Source organism: Tenacibaculum agarivorans, assembly GCF_001936575.1.
Taxonomy (GTDB): domain Bacteria; phylum Bacteroidota; class Bacteroidia; order Flavobacteriales; family Flavobacteriaceae; genus Polaribacter; species Polaribacter agarivorans.
Window position 1 is genome coordinate 39,555 of the sequence record NZ_MSMP01000012.1, and the last position, 21,963, is coordinate 61,517.

General features: G+C 28.9%; 17 protein-coding genes. 6 read left to right on the forward strand and 11 right to left on the reverse strand.

Annotation, left to right across the window (positions count from 1 at the left end; genetic code table 11):
* Window positions 1-20 precede the first annotated feature (20 nt).
* The 5 genes from BVC87_RS10945 to BVC87_RS10965 all read left to right on the forward strand — a co-directional run bounded on the left by BVC87_RS10945 (window position 21) and on the right by BVC87_RS10965 (window position 6,361).
* A complete protein-coding gene (locus BVC87_RS10945) occupies window positions 21-1,097 on the forward strand; it encodes a hypothetical protein (protein ID WP_143569763.1) in 1,077 nt (358 codons plus the stop codon).
* A gap of 133 nt (window positions 1,098-1,230) precedes the next feature.
* A complete protein-coding gene (locus BVC87_RS10950) occupies window positions 1,231-1,920 on the forward strand; it encodes a hypothetical protein (RefSeq protein ID WP_143569764.1) in 690 nt (229 codons plus the stop codon).
* 39 nt (window positions 1,921-1,959) lie between these two features.
* Window positions 1,960-2,952 (forward strand): hypothetical protein, encoded by a 993-nt coding sequence (locus BVC87_RS10955; RefSeq protein ID WP_075342422.1) that lies wholly within the window; start codon window positions 1,960-1,962, stop codon window positions 2,950-2,952.
* A complete protein-coding gene (locus BVC87_RS10960; protein WP_075342423.1) occupies window positions 2,949-5,270 on the forward strand; it encodes a hypothetical protein in 2,322 nt (773 codons plus the stop codon). The genes BVC87_RS10955 and BVC87_RS10960 overlap by 4 nt, the downstream gene beginning before the upstream one ends.
* A gap of 359 nt (window positions 5,271-5,629) precedes the next feature.
* A complete protein-coding gene (locus tag BVC87_RS10965; protein WP_075342424.1) occupies window positions 5,630-6,361 on the forward strand; it encodes a hypothetical protein in 732 nt (243 codons plus the stop codon).
* Window positions 6,362-6,419: 58 nt separating this feature from the next.
* Here the strand turns inward: BVC87_RS10965 and BVC87_RS10970 are convergent, their stop codons facing one another.
* From BVC87_RS10970 to BVC87_RS10995, 6 genes are all read right to left on the reverse strand, one after another.
* Window positions 6,420-7,238, reverse strand: a complete 819-nt coding sequence (locus BVC87_RS10970) for a hypothetical protein (RefSeq protein WP_075342425.1) — start codon at window positions 7,236-7,238, stop codon at window positions 6,420-6,422.
* A 10-nt stretch (window positions 7,239-7,248) separates the two neighbouring features.
* The gene (locus tag BVC87_RS10975) at window positions 7,249-8,706 is read right to left on the reverse strand and encodes an SH3 domain-containing protein (RefSeq protein ID WP_075342426.1); all 1,458 of its coding nucleotides are present in this window, start codon (window positions 8,704-8,706) and stop codon (window positions 7,249-7,251) included.
* Window positions 8,707-8,710: 4 nt separating this feature from the next.
* Window positions 8,711-9,730 carry an SH3 domain-containing protein gene (locus tag BVC87_RS10980; protein ID WP_075342427.1) on the reverse strand — a complete coding sequence of 340 codons (1,020 nt, stop codon included), beginning with the start codon at window positions 9,728-9,730 and terminating at the stop codon, window positions 8,711-8,713.
* Window positions 9,731-9,743: 13 nt separating this feature from the next.
* Entirely contained in the window at window positions 9,744-10,826 is a 1,083-nt protein-coding gene (locus BVC87_RS10985; protein WP_159439346.1) for a toxin-antitoxin system YwqK family antitoxin, read from the reverse strand.
* A gap of 147 nt (window positions 10,827-10,973) precedes the next feature.
* The gene (locus BVC87_RS10990; RefSeq protein ID WP_075342429.1) at window positions 10,974-11,774 is read right to left on the reverse strand and encodes a hypothetical protein; all 801 of its coding nucleotides are present in this window, start codon (window positions 11,772-11,774) and stop codon (window positions 10,974-10,976) included.
* A 585-nt stretch (window positions 11,775-12,359) separates the two neighbouring features.
* Complete coding sequence (locus BVC87_RS10995) at window positions 12,360-13,037, reverse strand: Lipl32 family lipoprotein (protein ID WP_075342430.1); 678 nt, start codon at window positions 13,035-13,037, stop codon at window positions 12,360-12,362.
* Between the two features lie 164 nt (window positions 13,038-13,201).
* Here BVC87_RS10995 and BVC87_RS11000 point away from each other — a divergent pair, with 164 nt between their 5' ends.
* The gene (locus tag BVC87_RS11000) at window positions 13,202-13,648 is read left to right on the forward strand and encodes a DUF6896 domain-containing protein (protein ID WP_075342431.1); all 447 of its coding nucleotides are present in this window, start codon (window positions 13,202-13,204) and stop codon (window positions 13,646-13,648) included.
* A gap of 100 nt (window positions 13,649-13,748) precedes the next feature.
* On the opposite strand, the gene BVC87_RS11005 is transcribed toward BVC87_RS11000, so the two are convergent.
* From BVC87_RS11005 to BVC87_RS11025, 5 genes are all read right to left on the reverse strand, one after another.
* Entirely contained in the window at window positions 13,749-14,477 is a 729-nt protein-coding gene (locus BVC87_RS11005) for a LytR/AlgR family response regulator transcription factor (protein WP_075342432.1), read from the reverse strand.
* Between the two features lie 2 nt (window positions 14,478-14,479).
* Window positions 14,480-16,144 carry a tetratricopeptide repeat protein gene (locus BVC87_RS11010; RefSeq protein ID WP_143569765.1) on the reverse strand — a complete coding sequence of 555 codons (1,665 nt, stop codon included), beginning with the start codon at window positions 16,142-16,144 and terminating at the stop codon, window positions 14,480-14,482.
* A 12-nt stretch (window positions 16,145-16,156) separates the two neighbouring features.
* On the reverse strand, window positions 16,157-17,776 hold the full coding sequence (locus tag BVC87_RS11015; protein ID WP_075342434.1) for a histidine kinase: 1,620 nt from the start codon (window positions 17,774-17,776) through the stop codon (window positions 16,157-16,159).
* A 146-nt stretch (window positions 17,777-17,922) separates the two neighbouring features.
* A complete protein-coding gene (locus tag BVC87_RS11020; protein WP_075342435.1) occupies window positions 17,923-18,294 on the reverse strand; it encodes a DUF423 domain-containing protein in 372 nt (123 codons plus the stop codon).
* A gap of 3 nt (window positions 18,295-18,297) precedes the next feature.
* Entirely contained in the window at window positions 18,298-21,945 is a 3,648-nt protein-coding gene (locus BVC87_RS11025) for a metallophosphoesterase (RefSeq protein WP_075342436.1), read from the reverse strand.
* Window positions 21,946-21,963 lie beyond the last annotated feature (18 nt).

Consider the following 21,963-nt stretch of genomic DNA (forward strand, 5'->3'; position numbering starts at 1 on the left):
GAATGAAATGAAACATGAAAATGAATAAAAGTATTTTAATTGTATTTATACTGTATCACACATTCATTACAGCACAAGAAAAAAGGGAGTATATAACTAGAGTTGAAAGTATTTTAAACCCTAAATTAATAGTAAAAAGAACAAATCAATCTCTATATATAGTAGATGATATAACGAATCAAATAATTGAAAATCTAGACAAAAAATTAATTAATGCTAAAAAATTAGAAAGAGATAGATATAGTATTACTTCAAATACTGTTGATTTTTTAAGTGAATTAAAAAGTTTAGTAAACAATGAGTTAAGAGAATTACATAAAGGAGTTTTTGAATATGGGAATTTTAATTATAAATCTATTTTTTCTAACGAAAACCCTTTAGTTGAGTTGTTTAAAAAGCAAGGTGAAAACGAATTAAATCTAGACAAAAAAAAGGTGAGTTTCGGTAAAGCATTTTTTAATATAGAACCAAAATCTAAAACCCTTTTTGATAGGATTAATACACTAAAACATAACATAGGGGTTGATACAACGAAAACTAGTCCATTAGAAAAATTCATTGTAGCATTCAACACTATTTATTTTTCTGAAATAGAAAAAGAAGAAAAGCAGATACAAACCCAAGAACTAAAGAAATTTAAAGAAGAAAGGCATCAATTTGAGTTTATTGATGAGAAGTTTAGATATAATGGTAAGTCATTACGGACAAATCAGAAATTAAAAGATATTGAGAAAATTTTTGGAACGCAGTATACTGAAATGCAAAAAGAAAATAATCGACAATATCGAATACTACAATACAAAAATATCCCATTAACTATAGAACTTGAAGATACAACGATTAAACGATTTTCAGTACATCTAAAGAAAAAGAGAAACACACCAAATCAACTTATACAGACCAATTTTATTAATGTGAAAAACTATATTTTAAATAAAAATTTGAATTCCCTAAACGTTAAATTACTTACTGACGTTAAAAAAGACGATGGTAAAGACAAATCTTTTACAAAAAAATATAAAAGGTTGGGCTTAGTTATTCATATCGATGCTGAACTTGAAATCTATAAAGTTTCCTTTTCAGGAGATACAGAGTAATGTTTGTTAAAGAATAATAAACATATATACACGTTTTATAAAGTGATATTTTACTGAATAATTTCCAGAATATCAAGAGAATTTAGAGAATGAAAGGAAAAAGGCATTAAAGTCGAATTAACTAAAAGTAAAAATGAAAATAAAACATATTATAAGTCCTCTAATTGTTTGTATGATACTGTGTTCTTGCAAACCTAGTTTTGATTTAATGGATGTAGATTTAAATACTACTAACGTTAATGACGTTATTCAAGGAGTAAAATATAAGAGCTATAAAATGGATGGTAAGTTATATAAAGTTACTTCTTCAGAAGATATCGTAAGAATGAATGGGGTGGTATTGAAAGATCAAGTTCAAGATTCTACAAGGCAAAATCATGTTTGGTTTGAATATGATACCATCATAAATAAAATTAAAAATTATCAGTTGGTGTATTATACTAAAAAAGACAAACCAAGGGTAGTACTCAAAGAATTGGAAAAGAGAATGGGTAAGCCACAATACAGGTATTTTAATAATTCAGTATATGGTGATGTTGAAGGTTATGATGATGTTGAAGGTGTTGTATGGGAGAATAAAGAGAGCAAGATCTTTTATCTCTTAAAATATATAAACTGGGGAGAAGAAAATATAAGAGAATTACGCCTTTTAGTAGCGCCAAAAAGTATACTAAACTCAGATGATGATTTTGTGTTTTCTGGCAGACCTTTTTATTGTTGGAAAGATTATATCAAACAGAGAGAAGAGTCAGAGGATAAAGACTACACCTATCAACAGTTTATACAAGATATGGGAGGTTCATGCAGAGATCATTCAAGATAAACAGTTATTTTTGTGCTAAATTTTTCTTTTAAGCCTGTTATGAAAAACGTACTATGGATTTTGTTATTATTACTTGTTTTTTCATGTAGATCTAAAAACAAAACTTCAGAAATCCAATTTTATCATTGGAAATCGGATGCATCATTATCTTTGGTAGAAAAAGAGGCAGTTCGATTTACGAAAGGAAAAAAAGCATACATTCACTATTTTGATGTTGTATTGACTAATGGGATGCCTTATCCTGAAGCTGTAATTCAAAATATAGATCCTTTTTTTAAAACTTTAGACGTAGTTCCTATAGTGTTCATCAAAAATTCTATATTAAAAAAACAAGAAGTTTCAATAGAAAAGTTGGCAGAGCAAACAGAAAAATTGGTTCAACAAATTCATGAAACTTACTTCAATAAAAAAGCATCAGAAATTCAAATTGATTGTGATTGGACCAATTCCACAAAAGAAAAGTACTTTGAGTTTTTGAAATTACTAAAAAGAAAAGTAAAAATAAGCGCCACTATACGCCTACACCAAATAAAACTAAAAAAACAAACTGGTATTCCTCCTGTAGATTATGGAGCTTTAATGTTATACAATGTTGGCGATTTAGCAAATTTTGCCAAAAACTCTATTTTAAGTAAAGATATAGTCAAACAATATATCAAAGAAACAACTAAATATCCATTAGAATTAGATATCGCATTACCTTTATTTTCACAAGTAGTTATAAAAAATAATGAAAATAGATTACGATTGATTACTACTGTTTTTGAAGATGATTTTATAAAGGATTCTTTACATTTTAAAAAGGAAAGTGAGAATGTGTATAGGGTTATAAAAAAGAAGTTATATAAAGGTCATTATTTATACAAAGGTTTTACCTTAAAATTAGAAAAAACAAGTGTAGATGAGATTCTTGCAAGCTATGCTATAGTGAACAATAGTAAGTTGAATATCAGAAATACAATTTTATATCATCTAGACACTGATGAAATTGAACAACAAGAATTTAAAAAACTTATAAAAGCATTACGATGAAACGAACCATACTTCTTCTAGTATTTTTAAGCTTATTTTCAAATACCCTTTTTGCTAAAGCACCTGCTTACTTTTGTGGAGGTTACTATGATCAAGATGCCTTTTTTTACAATTTGTTTAATCAAGAGAATATCTCTCAAAAAGCATTTTATCCTTTTTTACGAACAAATGAAGATGTTTTCTATGAAAGCATGCCCAAAGAATATTTACAAAATATTCAAGAATGGTATGCTTATTTTGATCAACGTTACACAAAAGAAAATCTAGTAAAAATAGTTTTTGGTAAACAAGAAGAGTTATCCAAATTAAAAAGTTCAAATGCAAAAGTAGTTAGTGCAAAAAGGTACCTAGAATTTGCAAAAAAATGCGAACAAGTTACGTTGAGTGACGAACCATACTATTATTGGGGTTGGGATTATAAAGCGTTAGTAAAAAAGAGACAAAATAAAGCTCCAAAATTAATTACCGAAGCAAGAGTATTATATCAAAAAGAAAAAGAGAAAACTATAAAATTAAGATATGCATATCAATTAATTCGTTTGTACAGATATAGTCATTGGTTTAATGAAGCGCTTGATTTTTTTAACAATGAAGTAAGTTCAATTGCTACTAAAAATGAAATCTATTATTACATTTTAGATCAAATAGCAGGTTGTTATTACAAACTAAAAGATTACGAAAAAGCGGCATATTTATTTTTAAAAGTATTTGATAAAAGTATAGACAAAAAACAGTCTGCGTTTACAAGTTATAAATTCTGTACCTATAAAAATGCTGAAGGGAAATTGTTGTTTAAAACTGATGAAGACAAAGCCAATCAGATTTTTATTACAGCAATTCGAAAGTTCTCAGATACCATGCAAGATTTAAATGATATTTCTTATCTAGGTGTATCAGAAGATAAGCAAGAATTACTAGTTATGCGAATTATAAATAATTTAGAACGTTCTATTTTAGATATTAATTTCAAAAAGCCTATTTTCAATAAAGAAGAAAGTACATCAGAAGAATTGAATGAGTTAGATCTTTTTGTAGATACAAAAATAAAAAGTAATCCTTCCAATATCGATTTTTGGAAGTTAGTGGATGTTTATATTTCTTTTTTGTATGAAAATTTTGAGCAAGCAACTGAAAAATTAAAATCAATAACTACTCAAAAATTTAAAGATCAAAAAGAACGTTTATCACATGTTTTAGAAGTTTTTTCTTGGGATAAAGTTACGTCTGAAAGGGAAGAGTGGCTAGGTGAAATTTTCACTATAGAAAAAGATGGAACTTCTATGCTAGGTATTTGTAATAGTGGAAACGATCATAAAAGAATAAAATGTAATTTTAAAAGTGTTATTGTTGAGCAATTAAGTCATTTGTATTTAAAAGAGCATCAGGTTGTTAAGTCTTTTTTGTTGCATAATAATTTATCTTATATCAACGATATATCTTCACATGAATTGGCAGATGGCTTATTAGCATTTGCAGAGAAAAAGAATAAGAATGTGTTTGAAAAGCTCATGTTAAAGCATTCAGCTAAAAACGGATTACAAAATAGTAATGTAATTGCAACAATACGCAAAGCTAAGGGATTGATGTATTTTAGAAGTGGAGATATTAATAAAGCAATATCTTACTTTAGTCCATCAGAAGAAAAAAACATACCTCCCGCAGTTTTTAGTAATAATGTTGTTGAATGTTTTGATTGTGATCCACTTTTTGTCATGGAAGATGAAGTATTTAAAGCAAGTGCGTATAGTTTTCTAAATACTAAAATGAATACCTACGATTTATTGTCTAATCTACAAGAATTAGAGCGTATGACTGAAGATGAAAGTATAAAAGAATGGAAGCGCAAACTAGCATACTACTTATTAGGAAACTACTTTTTTAATGTTTCTAATACGGGGTATTACAGAACCATTGTATATCCAGGACGAAGTACTTATTATAATTATGATTTTGGAGGTGCTCCTTTAAAACTAGACGATATTATTAATAAAAAGTCTACATATAGTTTTCCTAGTTATGGATACGGAAATACGTATAATGGGTTAGCTAATAAAGCAAAATACTATTACGAAGAAACTATAGCGTTATCTAGGGATAACGAATTAAACGCTCGATGTGCTTATATGATTGCAAAATGTGAATTGAATGCGTATTATAATAATGGGTATAAAGGAAGATATTCAGGATACGATGGAAGTGCATTCGGTGAGTTTGAAAATTCAGGATTTGAAGCCTTAAAAACAAAGTACAGGAATACAAATTTTTATGAAAGAATAGAAAGTAGGTGTAACTTTTTTAGGCAATATGATGGTTATTAATTAAAGTGAGTTTGATATAAGAATATGTTTTTTTAATTGTATATCAATAAATTGCGTGATTGTGATGAGCGAAACGTAGTGAAGTGAAGAAGTAATCTATTAATTTAATAATGAAAATCTCATTTTAAAGACAAAGATTGCTTCATTTCCCCTTCTCTTTCCTTCGAGAACCTCAGGAAACGTTCAGGATTCATTCGCAAAGACTTTCTTATTTATAAGGAGTTCAAGGTAAAATTACATCGAACTCACATTAATTAGGATATCAAATATAACCTAACTCATTACAAATATAAGTTGCTTATTGATGTTACTTACAGGTAGTTCTATTTTAGCGCTAGATTTGTAATCGAGAATATATAATGAATTTTATAAGAAAAATTTTAGGTTTAGGACCTAAAGATCCAGTGAATATTCAGCCGAGAAAACAGACTTCTCAGATGAAAAGAGAAGAGATTTCAACCGATTTTATCAATGAAGGAAATATATTTCCTACTCTAGTCACCGAAAGAACTCAAGTAGTAGATTTAGAAGATCAAATTACTTCAGTTTTTCACAGTAGAGAAAATAGTTTTAATCGCATTTTATTGGCATTAGTTTCTTTTGATTACCAGAATCTAGATAAAGAAGGGGAAGATGAGGTATTTCAGGTAAAACCACTAGAACAAGAAGCATTTCTAACATTTTTAGCGCATGCTGAAAAAAATATAGAGAAATTAGATATTTCATTTCTAGATTGGAATCCTGTAGATATGAACTTACCCTACAGAGTACTTTCAGCTCCAATTACATTTTTTACTTCTGAGTTAATCTTGAGTCAAAAACATATGTTAGAAGCACACAAAATTTTAAATGCAAAAGAACTCATGGTTTCTATTCCTAGAAGAGATATTATTTTTATTTCAGATAGAGAATTAAATAAAGAAGATCATAAGCACTTTTTAAATATGCATACAGCTATGGTTTTGCAAGAAAATGAAGAACATGAAATGCTATGTGAAGATATTTTTATTCTAGAAAATGGTGAGATTACTGGAGTTGTAGAAATTCATCAATTATCAGAAGTTTTACAAGATCAAAACCAATACAAATAGAAATTTAATGTACAATCGCTCTGATTTTTTTACGGTTTGTAACATCAGAGAAACATCTTTATAATTGTTTTACAAACTGCACATATTTTTCCTCGGCTTCTTCTATAATGACAAAATAATTCATGGCATTCCCGTAATTCTGAATTATAAATTTATTATTCTCAAAATCAATAGCACAACCAATTTCTTTGGGTAGAGGAGGGGCTTCATGTTTTTCAGTTCCTTCATCATCAATGGTGCCACCAGCATATTCACTCCATTCAAATCCATTAAAAACAATTAGATTATTATGCGTGATATAGGCTGTGTTTGTAAAGCTTCGTTTAGGAGAAGTAAATGTGTAATAAAGTTTTTTGTCTTTTAATGTTAGTGTAAAGCTAAGGTTTGAGGTCTTATTTATCCAGGTACCCACAACCTTATTTTCTTTTGTTTTATTTCTAAATGTTTTTTTGACTATGCGGACAGTATCTATAGTGCTTTTTATTTCAGAAAAATCATTCCACGTTTTAATGATTATAGTATCATCTGTAATTTCAGAACGAACAGTTAAAAAGCCTTCAGCATTATCATAAGCAACTTCAGCATGATCCTTATAAAAATGATGCTGATTTATAAAACATAACCAAATATAGTTTTCATGTTCGTATACACGCTCAATAACTTTTAAATCATCAGTTTTATCTGATATATAATATTCAAATTCAGGATTAAAGGTTTCAATATTAAAAAATCCGTATTTGGACCATAACTCTTTAGTAAGTTTAGTTCTTTCCACCTTTCTAGTAGTTTGATCTGAAATTTCTATGATTTCTTGGTTTTTATGCTGCGCATTACAACTTAAAAGTGTCAAAACTATAATTGTAAATATCTTATTCATTTCAAATTAATTAATGGTAGGTGAATTCTCGAGTCGTTATTTCTTCTAAAATACCATCATCAAATTCTTTTTTCTCGATCCAATTTCCACGTTTGTCAAAGATATATTCGTATGTAGTAATGTCATATATTTTCTTTCCATTATTGGTGTATTTTACCTGTTTGATTAGATTTCCTTTATAGTCATAAAAGTAAGTGGTTCGATCATCAATTGTATTGTCTGCATTTAACCTGATATATTCTTTAAAATTATGCTTAAATGTATTGTAGCTAGTTATACGTTCTTTAGTATTTTCAGTAATTAAAAATTGAGATTTTATAGGTTCACCAGTTGTAGCATCATAGGTTACTATAGTTCTATTGTCATTGTGGATAGGACCACTAAAAAAAGAATCGATGCTGTCTTCTCTTCCTTTCTTCTCACTCACTTCGAATCTAATTAGTATGCCATTTTTAGTATATCGCTTTATTTTTGTTCTTTTTAATAATCCTCTATCATTATATTCTAAGTGTTTGTTTTGATTATAATCAGCAAACTCTTCAACAATAAATTCTTCAATAGGTAACGTAGTATTTGAGCTAATTATAGTTTTAGATCTTTTTATAAGTTGATCTTTATTATAGGTATAATTGAATGTTATTTCGTGTTCTTGGTGGTCATTGTAAAAGTCTGTTTTTAACTTTTTATTGTTTTTGTCATAAGTAGATACCCAACGTTTACTCCTCATTTTATCATAATAATAATTTTCTTCCTCAATCTGATTTCCATGTTTATCGTAAGAATACATCCATTTGTAATTTGGTTTTCCTTCAGAAATTTTACTTTTTTCTGTTTTTTGCCCTTTTTTATCATAAAGATAACTTTCTATGCTATATACTTTTTTTCCGTGGAAGTTGGTGTGCTTTACTAATTGGTTTTTAGTATTATACTCGTATTTATAATCTAAAACTAAAGTATCTTTACTGTTATAGGTATTGTACACTTCAGTACAATATCCTTGCGTGTTAAAAACATACTTTTTTCCGAAATTTTCTTTCCCTTGATATAAACTATCCTTAGATTTATAATAGTGATATCTAGTAGTATGGTCTAAAACAGATTTTACATTTCCTAAGAGCTGTTGATCCTTCTTCTTTCTACCTCCTTTAGCTACTTGTTTTAAAAAGCCATCAAAAACATAACCTTTATCATTTTCTTTAGTTTGTACAGTTATCCAGTTTCCAGAAATCTTAAATTCATGATCTTGAATAGTGTCTAATCTTTTAAGTATTCTTTTTTTAATGGTAATAGTGTCATTAAATTCAAATTTTCCAATACGTTCGCTTATTACTGAAGGTTTTTCTCGAACAATTAATCCGCTTTTTGCTCTAACAATGTACTGTATTTGGGCATTTGCATTTGGGGCTAATAAGAAAAGAAAACAAGTAGTGAGTGTATATCTTAAAAAAGAGTTTATATAGCTATTCATTTCTTTATAATTTAATTTTTCCGATATAGTATTCTTTTATGCCATGAATACTATCGTTAGTATAATTTTTTATCTGATAAATAAATTCTTGATCATTAATCCAGAAAAATTCCTCATATGTACAAAGTTCAAGATTGTCATTAAATTTGGTTACATATTCATAGGTGTTTCCTTTTCGTATTTGTAAAAAGAAAGAGATACATTCTTGACCACTATGATACCCGTTTAAGCGATATTTCTTTTTTGGAGAGTATACAATATATTCAGGATTCCCAGTAGTTAATGTTGTCTCTCCTGTCCTTATATTAAAGCTTACATCGCTAGCGTGACCTCCTTCTAGTAAAAGGATATCAAATTCAGGATAGTATCCAGACCAACCTTCAGCGAAACCAATTTCATCAGATAAATTATTTACTAATAATTTTTTTCCGTTATGTAGTGTAATACTTTTTATAACATCTTCTCTGGCATAGGTGCTATCTTTAAATTCGGTAACCCAATCTATTCGGTTTCTTAGTGTTGTTTTTACAGCATCTAATGTGCCTATTTTTACAAGTTTTGGTGTTTCTTTATGTGCTTTTTTTAGTAACGTTGTATATTTTTCACGCTCTATTTTTTGAATGTTAAGTACATTATCATGGTATAAATTTTTTAGATATCCATCAAAAACATAACCTTCTTCTTCGTAGGTGTCTTTTCTATCAGAAATTAAATAGGTATAGTTATTATACTTAATCTTTACCCATTTACCATGTACTTCTTTATTCCTTTCCTTTACTGTGAGTTTCGCATTGGTATTCGCTATTTTTTCTACAAGTAAACCAAAGGGGAGTTTTGTCTTTTTTGTAGAGGATAACCTAGGGTTCTTACGTACATTGAGTCCGTTTTTTGCAGTTACGTAGTAATACGACTCCTCTGATGGATCTATAGACTCAATAATTGTATGTTCCTTTTGAGATGTTGATTGTGAAAAACCAAAGTACGTTGTAAAGAGTATAAAAAGTATAGAAAAGTAACCCCTCATAATGTAAACATAATTAATTATATGTTTTTTCAGAGATTTGTTTCCCTTTGTTGTATTCCTCTTCTTTAATTAATTCACCTGCTGGATCATAATGTTTCCAAATACCATGTTTTTTTCCGCTTAAGTAATTCCCTTCCATTTCAACAGTTTTAGATTTAGTATCGTAAAACTTACCTACACCATTTAGTTTTCCATTTTTGTAAGTCAATGCTGAAATCTGTCTTCCTTTTTTGCCTTCATACGTTTTCCATACACCACTTTTATAAGTATCTACGTATTGTCCTTGTTCAATTTTAATTCCATCTTCATTGTATTTTTCACATGGGCCATTAATTCTACCATATTGATATGCTATTTTACTTTTTAAAGTACCATTATCAAAGTACTCTTCTTTGTAGACGATATAATCATTATCATAATTTACTTTGAATTGTAAAATACCTTCCGGAGTAAAATAAGAAGCAATACCGTTCTTTTTTCGTTCTTTAACTTGTAGCTCTTCGGCAATTTTTCCGTTTAAATGATAACTTTTCTTTACATAATCTGTAGGGTTGCTGTATATCGTTTCTTGTCTTAGTTTTCCATCATCTAATTTTTCTAACCAATGTCCAGTTGGATCTCCATTTTTATAATATTCAGTAACCAATATAATGGTGTTTTCTGCTGGATTCTTTAACCTTTTTGTCCATTTTCCATCTTTTTTATCTTGCTTATACTTTTCAGTTCTAATAATAGTTCCTTTTCTATCATAAGTTACCCAGGTACCGTCTTTAAGACCATTTTTATAATTAGTTTCTTCTTGAACTTTTCCGTTCTGGAAGTATGAAATTTGTTTCCCTTCTATTTTTCCATTAACATAATTTGCTTCAGAAGATTTATTTCCTGAAAAATCATAACTGGTATATGTACCATCTATTTTTCCATTTTTAAAAGTAATATCTGCATAAGCTCCACTACTTTCAGAAATTTTATAAGCTCCATTTAATGGTTTCTTATCTTCTCTAGAGGTAAAAATAGTTTCTTTACCAAAACGTTTAGTTACTACATTATCCCAAGAAGTGTATACCTGAGCAATTAAAGAGTGTGTCGTTATCATTAAAAAGAATAGAAATACGTTACAGTTTTTTAAACACATACTATGATTTATTTATAATTACTTATAGTAGCTAAAGTATTGTGTCTTTAGATATTTAAGAGATGACAATTGATATTTGCTATCCGTAAATCTATATTTGATACATTATTAGCGTTTGTAAAGTGTAAATCGAGAAATTATTTTTTTAGCGGCTTCCAATTGTCCTTCAGGGATGAGTATTTTCCTTTTATGAATATTACTTTCAGGATATTCACCAGCAATAGTATTTATGGTAAAAGTTAGATAATAGCTTTTCTTTTCCAAGGCTATTTCTACATCTAATAATCTTACATAATGTCCAGTAAGAGGTATCATAAATTCATCATTAATTAAAATACCTTGTTTGTATATCTCAATCTTTCTTTGTGAAGCTAACAAGATGTTTTTCCATTTTTTAATAAAGTTATCTTTTGCAAAGAGATAGAAAACGACACTACTGTATGAAGTAATGAGTGTGAAAAAGTAGAGCACAGCATTATGATATTCGTTAGCTATATATATCACTATCCATATAGTTAAGTAGACTAATAGGACAATAATTGCTGTAGTTTGTATTGATTTGAATTGTTTTTGATAGAAATTTACCCATTCTTGATAATTATAATGCCAAGTTACTAAAGGTTTGGTTGTCTGTTTTTTGAGATATTTTTTAGTTTCGGGTAAAGCACCACCATTTACAATAGATAAGGCTTTAATCGAAAATATATTAATACCAAAAGCTATGATACTTATAATGCATATAGTTGTTCTTTCTGAGGTCGAGTTTTCGCCTTCGAAAAATGCGAAATAAGGAAGCATGACACAGGCAATTAATGAACAGATATAGGCTATTAAAATTAAGAATATGAAAAAGTTATTTGCACAACCTGGTTGTGAAATCTCATTTTTTTCAATTTCAGTTGTTTTCATGAGTTGTAAATTCAGGGGTTGAGAGTTTCTTTCTAAATCGAATAAACTCTAAAGTGTAAATGATGAAAAAAGGAATGCTCATCAAGAAAAACATAAAAGGAGTTTCATTTCCAGCCTTTGAAAATAGAAAGAAAGATGTAAAATAGAGTATATGTAAACCGAAAAAACTTAAAAAAGAATACCTATAATTTTGATTGATTTTTCTTTTTAGATTTAAGAATATAGGAATTGATAGTAATACAAGTATGAAATGGTGTGCGATTAGAAGAACATACAAAACTCCAGACATATCACAGTGCCTTTCTACAGGTTGATTAGCGAATGAACGTTCAATGAAGAAATACAACATAAGTATCGATACTATCGTTGAAATTAGTACTGTTCTTATAAGTAATAAGAATAGATGTTTTACCATTGTAATTGTTGACTTTTCTAAGATTTTTCTTCATATTATTTATACTCAGGTAACCTTTTCTTTTTTATTTAAGAGGCATAATCAAAAACTAAGGATATCTAAAAGACATCCCTAGAATTGAATTAATGATAAGAACTCATCATTAAATAAACATCCAATCAAAGATATTATTACATATGTGCTATTAACTCATCAACAGTTTTAGCCATTACTACACCTGGTAGTTTTACAGGAGAACCGATTTGAGCAATAAATGTTCCTTTAACTTCTCCTCTTTTAAAAGTGGTGAAACCTACTCTGTATAAACCTCTTGTTAATGCCTTGGTAGGACTACCAGTTTTACTTTTATATCGTAATAAAGAATTGTAACTGCTTCCGCTAGGTTGCTTAGGCATTTCACTACTATCGTCATTTCTAGCTAATACAGTCCAATTAGCGTCTGCTGCATTTTTAATACCTTTTTTAGTAATAACATCCGATCTTTCTAAAGTAATATAGGTATCAAAAAAATCATCAGAAGAAGCGTTAGCATCGTAATTTTTTCCTTTAATTGGATTTTTAGCTTTTACTTTTTTAGCAGGAGACATCATTCGTAATCCTAATTCAGGAGCTACTACAGGAACCCATACATAAATGTAATAGAATTTTTTACCGTTTTTAACTTCGTCTTCAGTGTTAGGGGCTGCATATCCTAAATAACTTACTACATCGGTATAAGGTACTTTCTTTTTTACAAATCCTATTTTTTTCTCAATAGAACTTCCGAAAGATTTTAGCTTTTGTGCATGTACGTTTCCAAAAGTAAATAAAGCTACAGTTAATAGCGCAATACGTTGTAATGTTTTCATTGGTTTTTTATTTTTAGGCTAAGTTAATAGAGGATAAGTCTGCTGTAATGGCCTAAAAAAGAAGTGATACGATTGAGTATATATTCGAAGTAGTTTTATGTTTTTTTGATTTTTTTTGAAGAATGTGTTTTTTACATTATTTTGATTAAAATTTAATTAAAAAGATGTTGATTACATTGTATACATCAAGAGAGTTAGATAGTTACATAGGATTTATAAAAACTTTCGAATCGGAATTATTAAAAGAACATAATTTAACAGGTTCAATATGTGAATATTTGGGTGAAGAGTTACCTAAAAAAGGATCATTTAAAAGTTACAATTATAAATTTCATGGTATAGGGTGTGGTGTTTTTAAAGACGAGATTACTTGTGAATATGATAGTTTTTTTAAAAAAGATAGTAGTATACTTTTTTCATTATGGAAGTTTTTTAAATTTATAGAAACTAACCCTGATCTCAATCCCTTAAGTCAAGAAGAAGTAAAAGAAAATATAAATGCATTATTAGAAAGTGGTAGCATAATCAATTTTTATATTGGTGATAGAGATACAGGACTTTTTGAAGTTAAGAAAGAGTATATCAATAAATTGATCATGGGTAATGATTAATTTATTGATATGTTTACTTAATTTTTTACTATAATAATCTACTAACTAATTAAACCCCTATAGTTTTTAACTATCTCAATTCCTCAATATAACTACTATACTACGACAATAACCTAGAAACAAACTCTTCTTTTTTTCTAGTAGATACCGGAACTTTTACACCAGAATTTAAAAATATGTATCCTGTTTTATCGTATTTGTCCACAAACTTAAGATTTACCACATAAGACTGATGTGTACGAATAAACAATTCATCAGGTAATTGATCTTCAAAATCTTTTATAGGTTTAGATGCTAAATACGATTTGTTATCGCTGGTATAAAATGTAGTGTATCCTTTGTCTGATTTACAGTACATTAATGCATCAAATCTAATAATTTGATAGCCTTCCTGTAAGCGAAGCACAAGATGCTCCTTCTTTTTATGCACCAATTGCTGTTGTACAATCGCCAAATGTTCTTTGTTTTCTAAAGGAATATCTTTAATCTTATCAATAGCATTGCTAAGCTCATCAATATCAACAGGTTTTAATATATAATCAATAGCACCATTTTTAATAGCTTGTAAAGCATACTGATCGTAAGCAGTGATAAAAATTACTTTAAAATTAAGATCTTTTACTTCATCTAAAAAATCAAAAGCAATACCATCTTTTAAATTGATGTCTAAAAAAATAAGCTCAGGTTTACAGGCTTTGGTTACTGTAATTGCTTCTTGTACAGATTCGCATTCACCAACAATATCAATGTCTTTATCTAATAGATCAATCATTGATTTTAACCCTTTTCTGATGTATAGTTCATCTTCTATTATTAAAGCTTTTATCATAATTAAGTTGCTATTTTATATGGTAATAGTATAGTTGTTTTATTGTGATTATCTTCGTATTTAAAAGACAAATTAGTATTGGAATTCAGTAACTTTAAAAAGAAATACAGTAAGTCTTTAACTTTTTTTATTTCTGCTCGAATGTCCTTTTTACTGGCATCAAGTGGTAAACCGTTATCTAATATGATACAAGACAAAACGTGTTCTTTAAACGTGATTTCTATAGTAATTTTAGGAGCCGTTATTTCATTAGATTCGCAATTTTTAATAGCAATATCAAGTAATGGTTGAATTAACATTGGAGGAATATCTATTTCAACATCTTGTAGATTATTACCCGATTTTACTTCAAATGTGAAGGATCTATCTTCTTTGAGTTGATGTGTTTCTAAGAAAAAGATAATGGTTTGTATTTCATCAGAAATTTCAATCAAAGGTTGTCTAGAATGTTCTAGAATAGCACGTAACAACTTAGAAAATTTAGAAAGATATCGAACACTTTTTGGATCCTTATTAGCTATCATTTCTTGCATGGATGCTAAAGAGTTTGAAATATAATCAGGTTTTAATTTGATCCAGTTCAACCGTTGATCTATTAAAAGGTTTTTATATGTACTTTGAATATTTCTATACCTAAAAATGAAGAAAACAATTATTGAAATTAATATAATAGTTAGTGAAACACTAATCATTTTAAGTATATTTTCTTTTGTTTGATTAAGTTCTGTATTGACTAACTTTACTCGTTTAGTTAATACCATTTCTTTTTTATTCGCTGAGGTAATAGAAAGAATTTGTTCGTCAATTTGATTTTTTAAATTTTGTTCATTAATGGCAAGCACACTATCTAAATATTGTCGCATTAAAGTTGTATTGTTTTTTTGGGCATATAATAAATAGTAATTATTGAAAATACTTTTTTTATTATGTAATTCACTAAAAGGAGTTAAAGAATTGTAGGCAGAATCTAAGTATATTTTAGACTTTTCATAATTTCCTGTATTTAAATAACTAAGCCCAATGTTGCTATATTGTATATTAATACTAGGGTTTTGAAAAGGAGTCTTTTTTTTATTATGCGCTAAACTTTGTTTTAAGTATACTATTGCTTCTTTATGTCTTCCTAGTTTTTGAAGTATTATAGCGAAATTATTAGTGTATAGGTTGAGTTTTTGATATGCAGGTCTTGTAATTTTTTTATAGGCAGCATATGCTTTTTTAGGTTGTCCATTATAATTATAAAGGACCCCACATTTAAAACACAAACTCATAAATTGAACGGAATCTTTTTCTCTAAAAAAAGGGGTAATAGAATCACAAAATTTTGCGCCCTCTTCAACTTTAAGTAGATCTGTTAAATGCTCAGCTTTAACATTAAAAGCCTTTAGAAGGTGAAGAGTATCTTTTGCAGCATTGGCTTTTTTTACAAATTCATTAGCTAAAACATAACCATTTCCAAATCTTTTTGTTCTTCCATAAGATCTTGAAAGTATATAATACTCATTGAACGTAAGTTCTTCAGAAGATTGCTTTGCGGTTAAAAGCTCAATGATCTTATCATATTCACGATTAGAAAATAATTCTTCAATATTTTCTTGAGCATAGGTCAAGAAAAACCCTCTGGTAAGGAATAGAAAGAGAAAAATGATGTTATAAAGGGATTTCAAAGGGATAATAATTTAATTCGAGTTAGAGAAATAAGGTAGACTAATGATAATTTGAACTCCTTGTTTACCTTGATTTTTTAAATCTTTAATATTGATGTTAAAATTCCCTTTCATTTTCTGGGATAAAATAGAAAGTCGTTCTTTAACAATTTCTGTAGCTAAAGAGGATTTTCCATCTTTCTTTGCTGGCTTTTCTTTATTAGGTGTTAAACCAACACCGTTATCGGTAATGATACATAAAATGTGCTTTTCTACACCTTTAAAAGTGATGTTAATAGTAGGATGTTCTATTTCTTTTTTAAAACCATGGATAATCGAATTTTCAACAAAAGGTTGTAAAATCATGGTAGGTATCGTAATTTCTTTATTCTCAATGTTGTCAAAATTAATAGACAATAAAATATTCTTTTGAGTACTTAAATTTTGTAAATCGACATAATCTTCCAATAGTTTTACTTCTTCTTTTAGCGAAACAAAAGTATTAGGTTTTTTATGTACTAAAGATGCCATTATGTTTTGAAATTTAGACAAATAATTTGAAGCCTTGTTACTTTCATCATTTAATACCATACCTTGTAAAATAGATAAAGCGTTAAAGATAAAATGAGGAGTCATTTGAGACGAAAGTAACTTTTGTTCGTTTACTATTTTGCTATACTTTAATTTAGTATTAGCGTAAATATTTAATAAAGTAAGCGAAGTCATTACCATGCAAATAGATAATAATATAATGTATATAATTAATTTTCTTTCATTGGTGTTTTTTAATTCTTTATTAATGATAGATACTCTTTTAACCAACTTGTTTTTTCTATTATTTAAGGTAGAAAGTTCTTTAGTTTTTTGTTGAATCTTGTAATCATATACGGCATTATTGAGATTTTCAATTAGTCCTACTGTTGTGCTTGCTTCTGATAGTAAGTGCTGGTCTGAAAAATAATGGTATTGTGTTTGTAGTATCTCTTTTTTGTCTAGTATGCTTGTTGAATGTTTAAGCATGCGGTAAGCAGAATCTAAATACACAGAGGCGTTCTTCCACTCTTTTTTTAAAACGTGTAGCGTTGCAATTTTATTATGGATAACATTAGTGAAGTCTAAGCGATTTTTTTTCTTACTCAAGAATAACGCTTCTTTAAAATAATGTAACGCCTTATCATAATGTTTATTACTCATTAAAACCAAACCATAATTGTAAATAAAAACAGGTGTTTTTAGAATATTAGGATTTTCTATTTTACTAAATAGCTCATAAGCTTTTTTAAATTGATTATTACGATTAAAAAGGATACCGCAATTAAGACACATTTCTTGATAATAAGGAGCCTTATCATATTCCATTTTTGGTAGTGTATTGAGGCAAAATTCAACTCCTGTTTTAACTTGATCAGCATCGATTAAATTTTTCGCTTTAATATTATAAGCTACAGCCAAGTTTTTAATATCATTAGTTTCTTGTAATGATTTAATGAGTTCATTTATGAGTGCTAAACTTTTGAAGTGCTGTTTTCTGTCTGTATAGGTCTTTGCTAATGAAATTTTTTCATTTACAGGTGTAATACTATCGATACCATATGCTTTAGCATCAATGGTTTCTTGAATATTTGAGTTGTAGGAAAATAAGCTTGTTGTCAAAAAAACAAGCCAAAGGGTTATAATATTCTTTGATTTTAAATGCAAATTATTAAAATATATAAAGCTAAAAATACATCAGAAAATTTAAACTAGATGTACTCACTTTATATTTGTAGCAGATCAAATTATTTTTGCAAAGGCTGTGGTTATATCACAGTATTCATTATTAATAATCCCCAAGCTATAAGCAAACATAATCCGCCTAAAGGTGTCACTGGACCTAAAAATTTCATTTTCTTACCGAAAGCATCAGATAAAACCAATCCATAAATACTAAAAGAAAAAAGAATAACGCCTATAGAAAATAGGAGGATAGCACTTGAAAATGAAGGATTAAAGTTCAATCCTAGTACTAGTAAAACAATAGCATGATACATCTGATATTTTACACCAGTTTCAAAACTGGTGAGTTGTTCATGCGTTAATTTCTTTTTTAAGGCGTGCGCACCAAAAGCGCCTAATAGGATAGATAAAAAACCAAATGAACCTGCGATAAGTATTGTAATTTGTTGATTCATCTCTTAAAAATTAAAACCTAAACTAAAAGAAAATCGACTTCCATCATCACCATTGAATAAAGCAAGGTTAGCGGTAAACATATCTAAACCACTAAGCCAAAAAGAACCACCGTAGCTTGAATTCCAAACATTAGATGCATTAGCAAATGGACTCCATACTTTACCATAGTCAAATCCTCCAGTTACCCCAACTCGCATAGGAATAAAAGCTTTAAAGCTACCTAGGCGTAAGCGTAAATCGTTAGTATGATAGAAGTTTTCTGTACCTGTAAATCTATTTACATTGTAGCCACGTAATGTTCTGTTTCCTCCTAAACTTACAGCATGATAAATTTCAAATCTATTTTTAAAGTTAAGATGGCTTCCTATTTCAGTAGCATATACTAAACTTCTATTAGGAACTAAATTTTGATAAATAGCTAGAGATGTTTTTAAATATCCAAAATGTCTGTCAGTATTATCAGCATTCATTTTAGCTCCCATAGTCAAATCAAAATTCATTCCTTTAGAAGGAAAGCTCTGATTGTCAACTCTTGTGTGATTAAAGTTAATTTCACCACCTACAAAGAAATTTCTATCGAAGATATTGGTAACTCCATTGCTAAAATCTGTAATATTTCTACCGGGTGTGTTTTCAACTTTAATCGCTTCAAAGCTTCCAGTTAATTTTAATGTACTTCCCCAGATATAGCGTCTTACTAAAGATGGCATGAAAGAAAATTCTTCTCTTTTTACACGGTAAAAGTCTAAATCTAAATTTTGATCAAATACCGTTTCATTACCAAAACCGAAAAAGTTAAATGCATAATTGCTACTCGTAACTCTAGCGTTCAATTCTAAGCTCCATTGTTGTATAAATTCAGTAAACTCACCTGTGTAGCTCACTTCAAAGCCTTCAGTAGCAGAAAAATAGTTAGCAGTTAAGGTATGCTGATTGTCAAAAGGTCTTTTTTTGAAACCTTGACGAGTATGTGTAATGGAAACGCCAAGAGCTAAACCATCATCAGGATTTCCTCCGAAACTAGGAAATACTAAAGTGGTGTTATTTTCAATATCTCTATGGTTATAGGTGTTTTTATCGTAATTGTCTTGTCGTAAGTCAGCAAGCTCTTTTCCTCCTTTAACAGTATTTTTCTTTGATACATAATCATAAACTTTAGTTTTTTTACTCCAGCCAGATACAGAAGAAGTGTCCTCATATGTATCATGATTATGACCACCAATCAATCGAATTAAAATACCATCATCTACATCACCAGAAATATAGAATTCATCTTCTCCATTTAATCCATACAATTGTACTTCTTTGGTTTCTTTAGTTAAAAAAGTTCGTGAGTATATTTTATGGTCTTTTCTAAAGATTTCTACACTCGTTTCATTATCATTTAAACGTTTAATAATGAACTTGTCGTCTTTATCAGTTCCAACTATTTGAACTTTTTTAGCTTGTCTTTCATAATATCTTTTTGCAATGTCTTTCAGTTTATTTCGCCTTGATTTAATTTTTGCAATTAATTCTTTACCATCTATATCATAAATACTTTTTGGAAACTGTTGAATCGATTTTTCAATAACTTCATCAGTCAGATTTTTCTGGATATAATCAACTTCAGCAAGCCAATCTTGTAATGTTAATTGATTTAAAAATTCAGCATCAAAAAAACGAGGATAATTGTTATACCATTTCATGTTTTGAATATCATAATCCATAGATTGCATATTCTTTACAATGGGGGTGTAAAATTTAAATAGAGGAATTAAAACACCATCAAATTTAGAAAAGGGTTGATCCCTATCTCTTGGTATTGGTCTGTAATATGTAGTACCTTTTTCGGTTTTAAATGAAGCAAACCTCCATTGGTCTTCATGCCTATCCCAGTCACCAATTACCATATCAAAAAGTCGAGAACGAACAGTGAATTTCTGATCAATACTATGTTTACCATTCTTTCTGATTTTTTCTAAAACATCATAAGTACTAATAATTTTTTTCGAATTTCCAAAAGTAGCCACATCGTCTCTATCTCCTGCTGGGCGTTCTTCTAATAAATATAAACCACCTCCAAATATATCATTGTAAACCCCTAAACTTGGTTGTTTAGGCATATAGTATAGTTTCGGATTGGTATGATAAATTCCAGCAGCTTCAGCCATATCTGGAATTACAAAAGCAGCATAAGGGTGCGACATAGTAAAGATATCTTGTACTACATCTACAAGGAAAGTTCCTTTTAAAACACCTCCCATAATTCTACTTCCGTCTTTGTACATAGAACGAAGTACATATTGTTTACCATCAGGATTTTCCAAACGCAAAGAGTTTGTTTGGTTTCCTCCACCACGACGAATAGGAGTTAAACCTCCATGCACTTTATCTAATTCTAGTACAGGTACAGTAACATCTTTACCGTATTTTTCACGATTTAAATCTCCCCACATGAATTTATGGAATCTACCAACCTCAATAGCTTCTTTAGAATATAAAGATGTTGTGATTTCTTTTTTATGTTGATTATATTCCGAAAAATCAAAATCTGTTTTTCGTTGAACAGGATCTATAATTTGCTTACTAAATAATAATTTATTTTGATCTTTATCATTAGCAGCATAATATTCTACAATTGCAGATCCGTCTTCATAAAAATTTAGTTTAGCATATCCATAATTTCCATAGGTAAATTGAGCACCGTACCCCACTAATGCTGGTGATTGCTTTGAGCCTGATCCACTAATTATTTGCTTAAATCCATTGTTTTCTATGTATTGTAAATTATGATCGTGTCCACTTACAAATACAATATTGTTTTTAAAATCGTTGGCAATAGTTTCAACTTGGCGAACAAAATCCTGATATTGTTGATGGAAGTTATCAGTTTGTATACCAACATGTGAACGAAGCATATTTTTTAACGTACCTAAAACAGGAACAGGTTTCATATGATCTTTAAAAGAAAAGCTTCCTCCATGAGGTCCATTAGAATATAGAGGATGATGTAAAGCAACAACAACATTCTTGTAGCGATTCTTTTTAAATAAACTCCACAACTCTTCAATAAAACGTTCACGTGTTTTAATATCACAATTGTCGTTTATTTTAGGTTCTTCATTCCAATTCATGATAAACCATCTACTATCAATAGTAATCAAAGTTAGATTGTTATTAATATCAACTTTATCCAGTCCACAGCCATTCTCAGGTAAAAAAGAACCCTTTCCCAAAGCTTTTTCTACTAGCTTTTCTTGTCTTTTTAATCCATCAACACCATTATACCAGTCGTGATTTCCTGGAATAAAAATAGGAGAACCTTTATAATTTTTTATGGCATCAAGTTGAGTTTGAAGTCGATGTTTTGCCAGTTTATAATCTTTATGTTTTTTAGGATACATACCTACAGGATAAATATTATCACCTAAAAAAACGGTAGTACTATTTTCTGGAGCTTTTGCAAGTTCTTTTGAGAAAAAATCTAACGAAACAATACTTTCTCCCATTTTTGCATTACCCGCATCACCAATTAAGTAAAAAGAATATGTGGGTTGAGAAGAACGTTCTATTTTTTTTGAGGTACTAGGATCGGTATACTTAGCATTATAGCTTGCACATCCATACAAAAACACTAAAATTGTAACTACAAGATAACTTCTATTCATAAGTGGTGACGTTGATAT

Excerpts from the sequence above, each read along its gene's own strand:
- BVC87_RS10945 (WP_143569763.1), top strand. The coding sequence starts at position 21 with ATGAATAAAAGTATTTTAATTGTATTTATACTGTATCACACATTCATT.
- BVC87_RS10950 (WP_143569764.1), top strand. The coding sequence starts at position 1,231 with ATGAAAATAAAACATATTATAAGTCCTCTAATTGTTTGTATGATACTG.
- BVC87_RS10955 (WP_075342422.1), top strand. The coding sequence starts at position 1,960 with ATGAAAAACGTACTATGGATTTTGTTATTATTACTTGTTTTTTCATGT.
- BVC87_RS10960 (WP_075342423.1), top strand. The coding sequence starts at position 2,949 with ATGAAACGAACCATACTTCTTCTAGTATTTTTAAGCTTATTTTCAAAT.
- BVC87_RS10965 (WP_075342424.1), top strand. The coding sequence starts at position 5,630 with ATGAATTTTATAAGAAAAATTTTAGGTTTAGGACCTAAAGATCCAGTG.
- BVC87_RS10970 (WP_075342425.1), bottom strand. The coding sequence starts at position 7,238 with ATGAATAAGATATTTACAATTATAGTTTTGACACTTTTAAGTTGTAAT.
- BVC87_RS10975 (WP_075342426.1), bottom strand. The coding sequence starts at position 8,706 with ATGAATAGCTATATAAACTCTTTTTTAAGATATACACTCACTACTTGT.
- BVC87_RS10980 (WP_075342427.1), bottom strand. The coding sequence starts at position 9,730 with ATGAGGGGTTACTTTTCTATACTTTTTATACTCTTTACAACGTACTTT.
- BVC87_RS10985 (WP_159439346.1), bottom strand. The coding sequence starts at position 10,826 with ATGATAACGACACACTCTTTAATTGCTCAGGTATACACTTCTTGGGAT.
- BVC87_RS10990 (WP_075342429.1), bottom strand. The coding sequence starts at position 11,774 with ATGAAAACAACTGAAATTGAAAAAAATGAGATTTCACAACCAGGTTGT.
- BVC87_RS10995 (WP_075342430.1), bottom strand. The coding sequence starts at position 13,037 with ATGAAAACATTACAACGTATTGCGCTATTAACTGTAGCTTTATTTACT.
- BVC87_RS11000 (WP_075342431.1), top strand. The coding sequence starts at position 13,202 with ATGTTGATTACATTGTATACATCAAGAGAGTTAGATAGTTACATAGGA.
- BVC87_RS11005 (WP_075342432.1), bottom strand. The coding sequence starts at position 14,477 with ATGATAAAAGCTTTAATAATAGAAGATGAACTATACATCAGAAAAGGG.
- BVC87_RS11020 (WP_075342435.1), bottom strand. The coding sequence starts at position 18,294 with ATGAATCAACAAATTACAATACTTATCGCAGGTTCATTTGGTTTTTTA.
- BVC87_RS11025 (WP_075342436.1), bottom strand. The coding sequence starts at position 21,945 with ATGAATAGAAGTTATCTTGTAGTTACAATTTTAGTGTTTTTGTATGGA.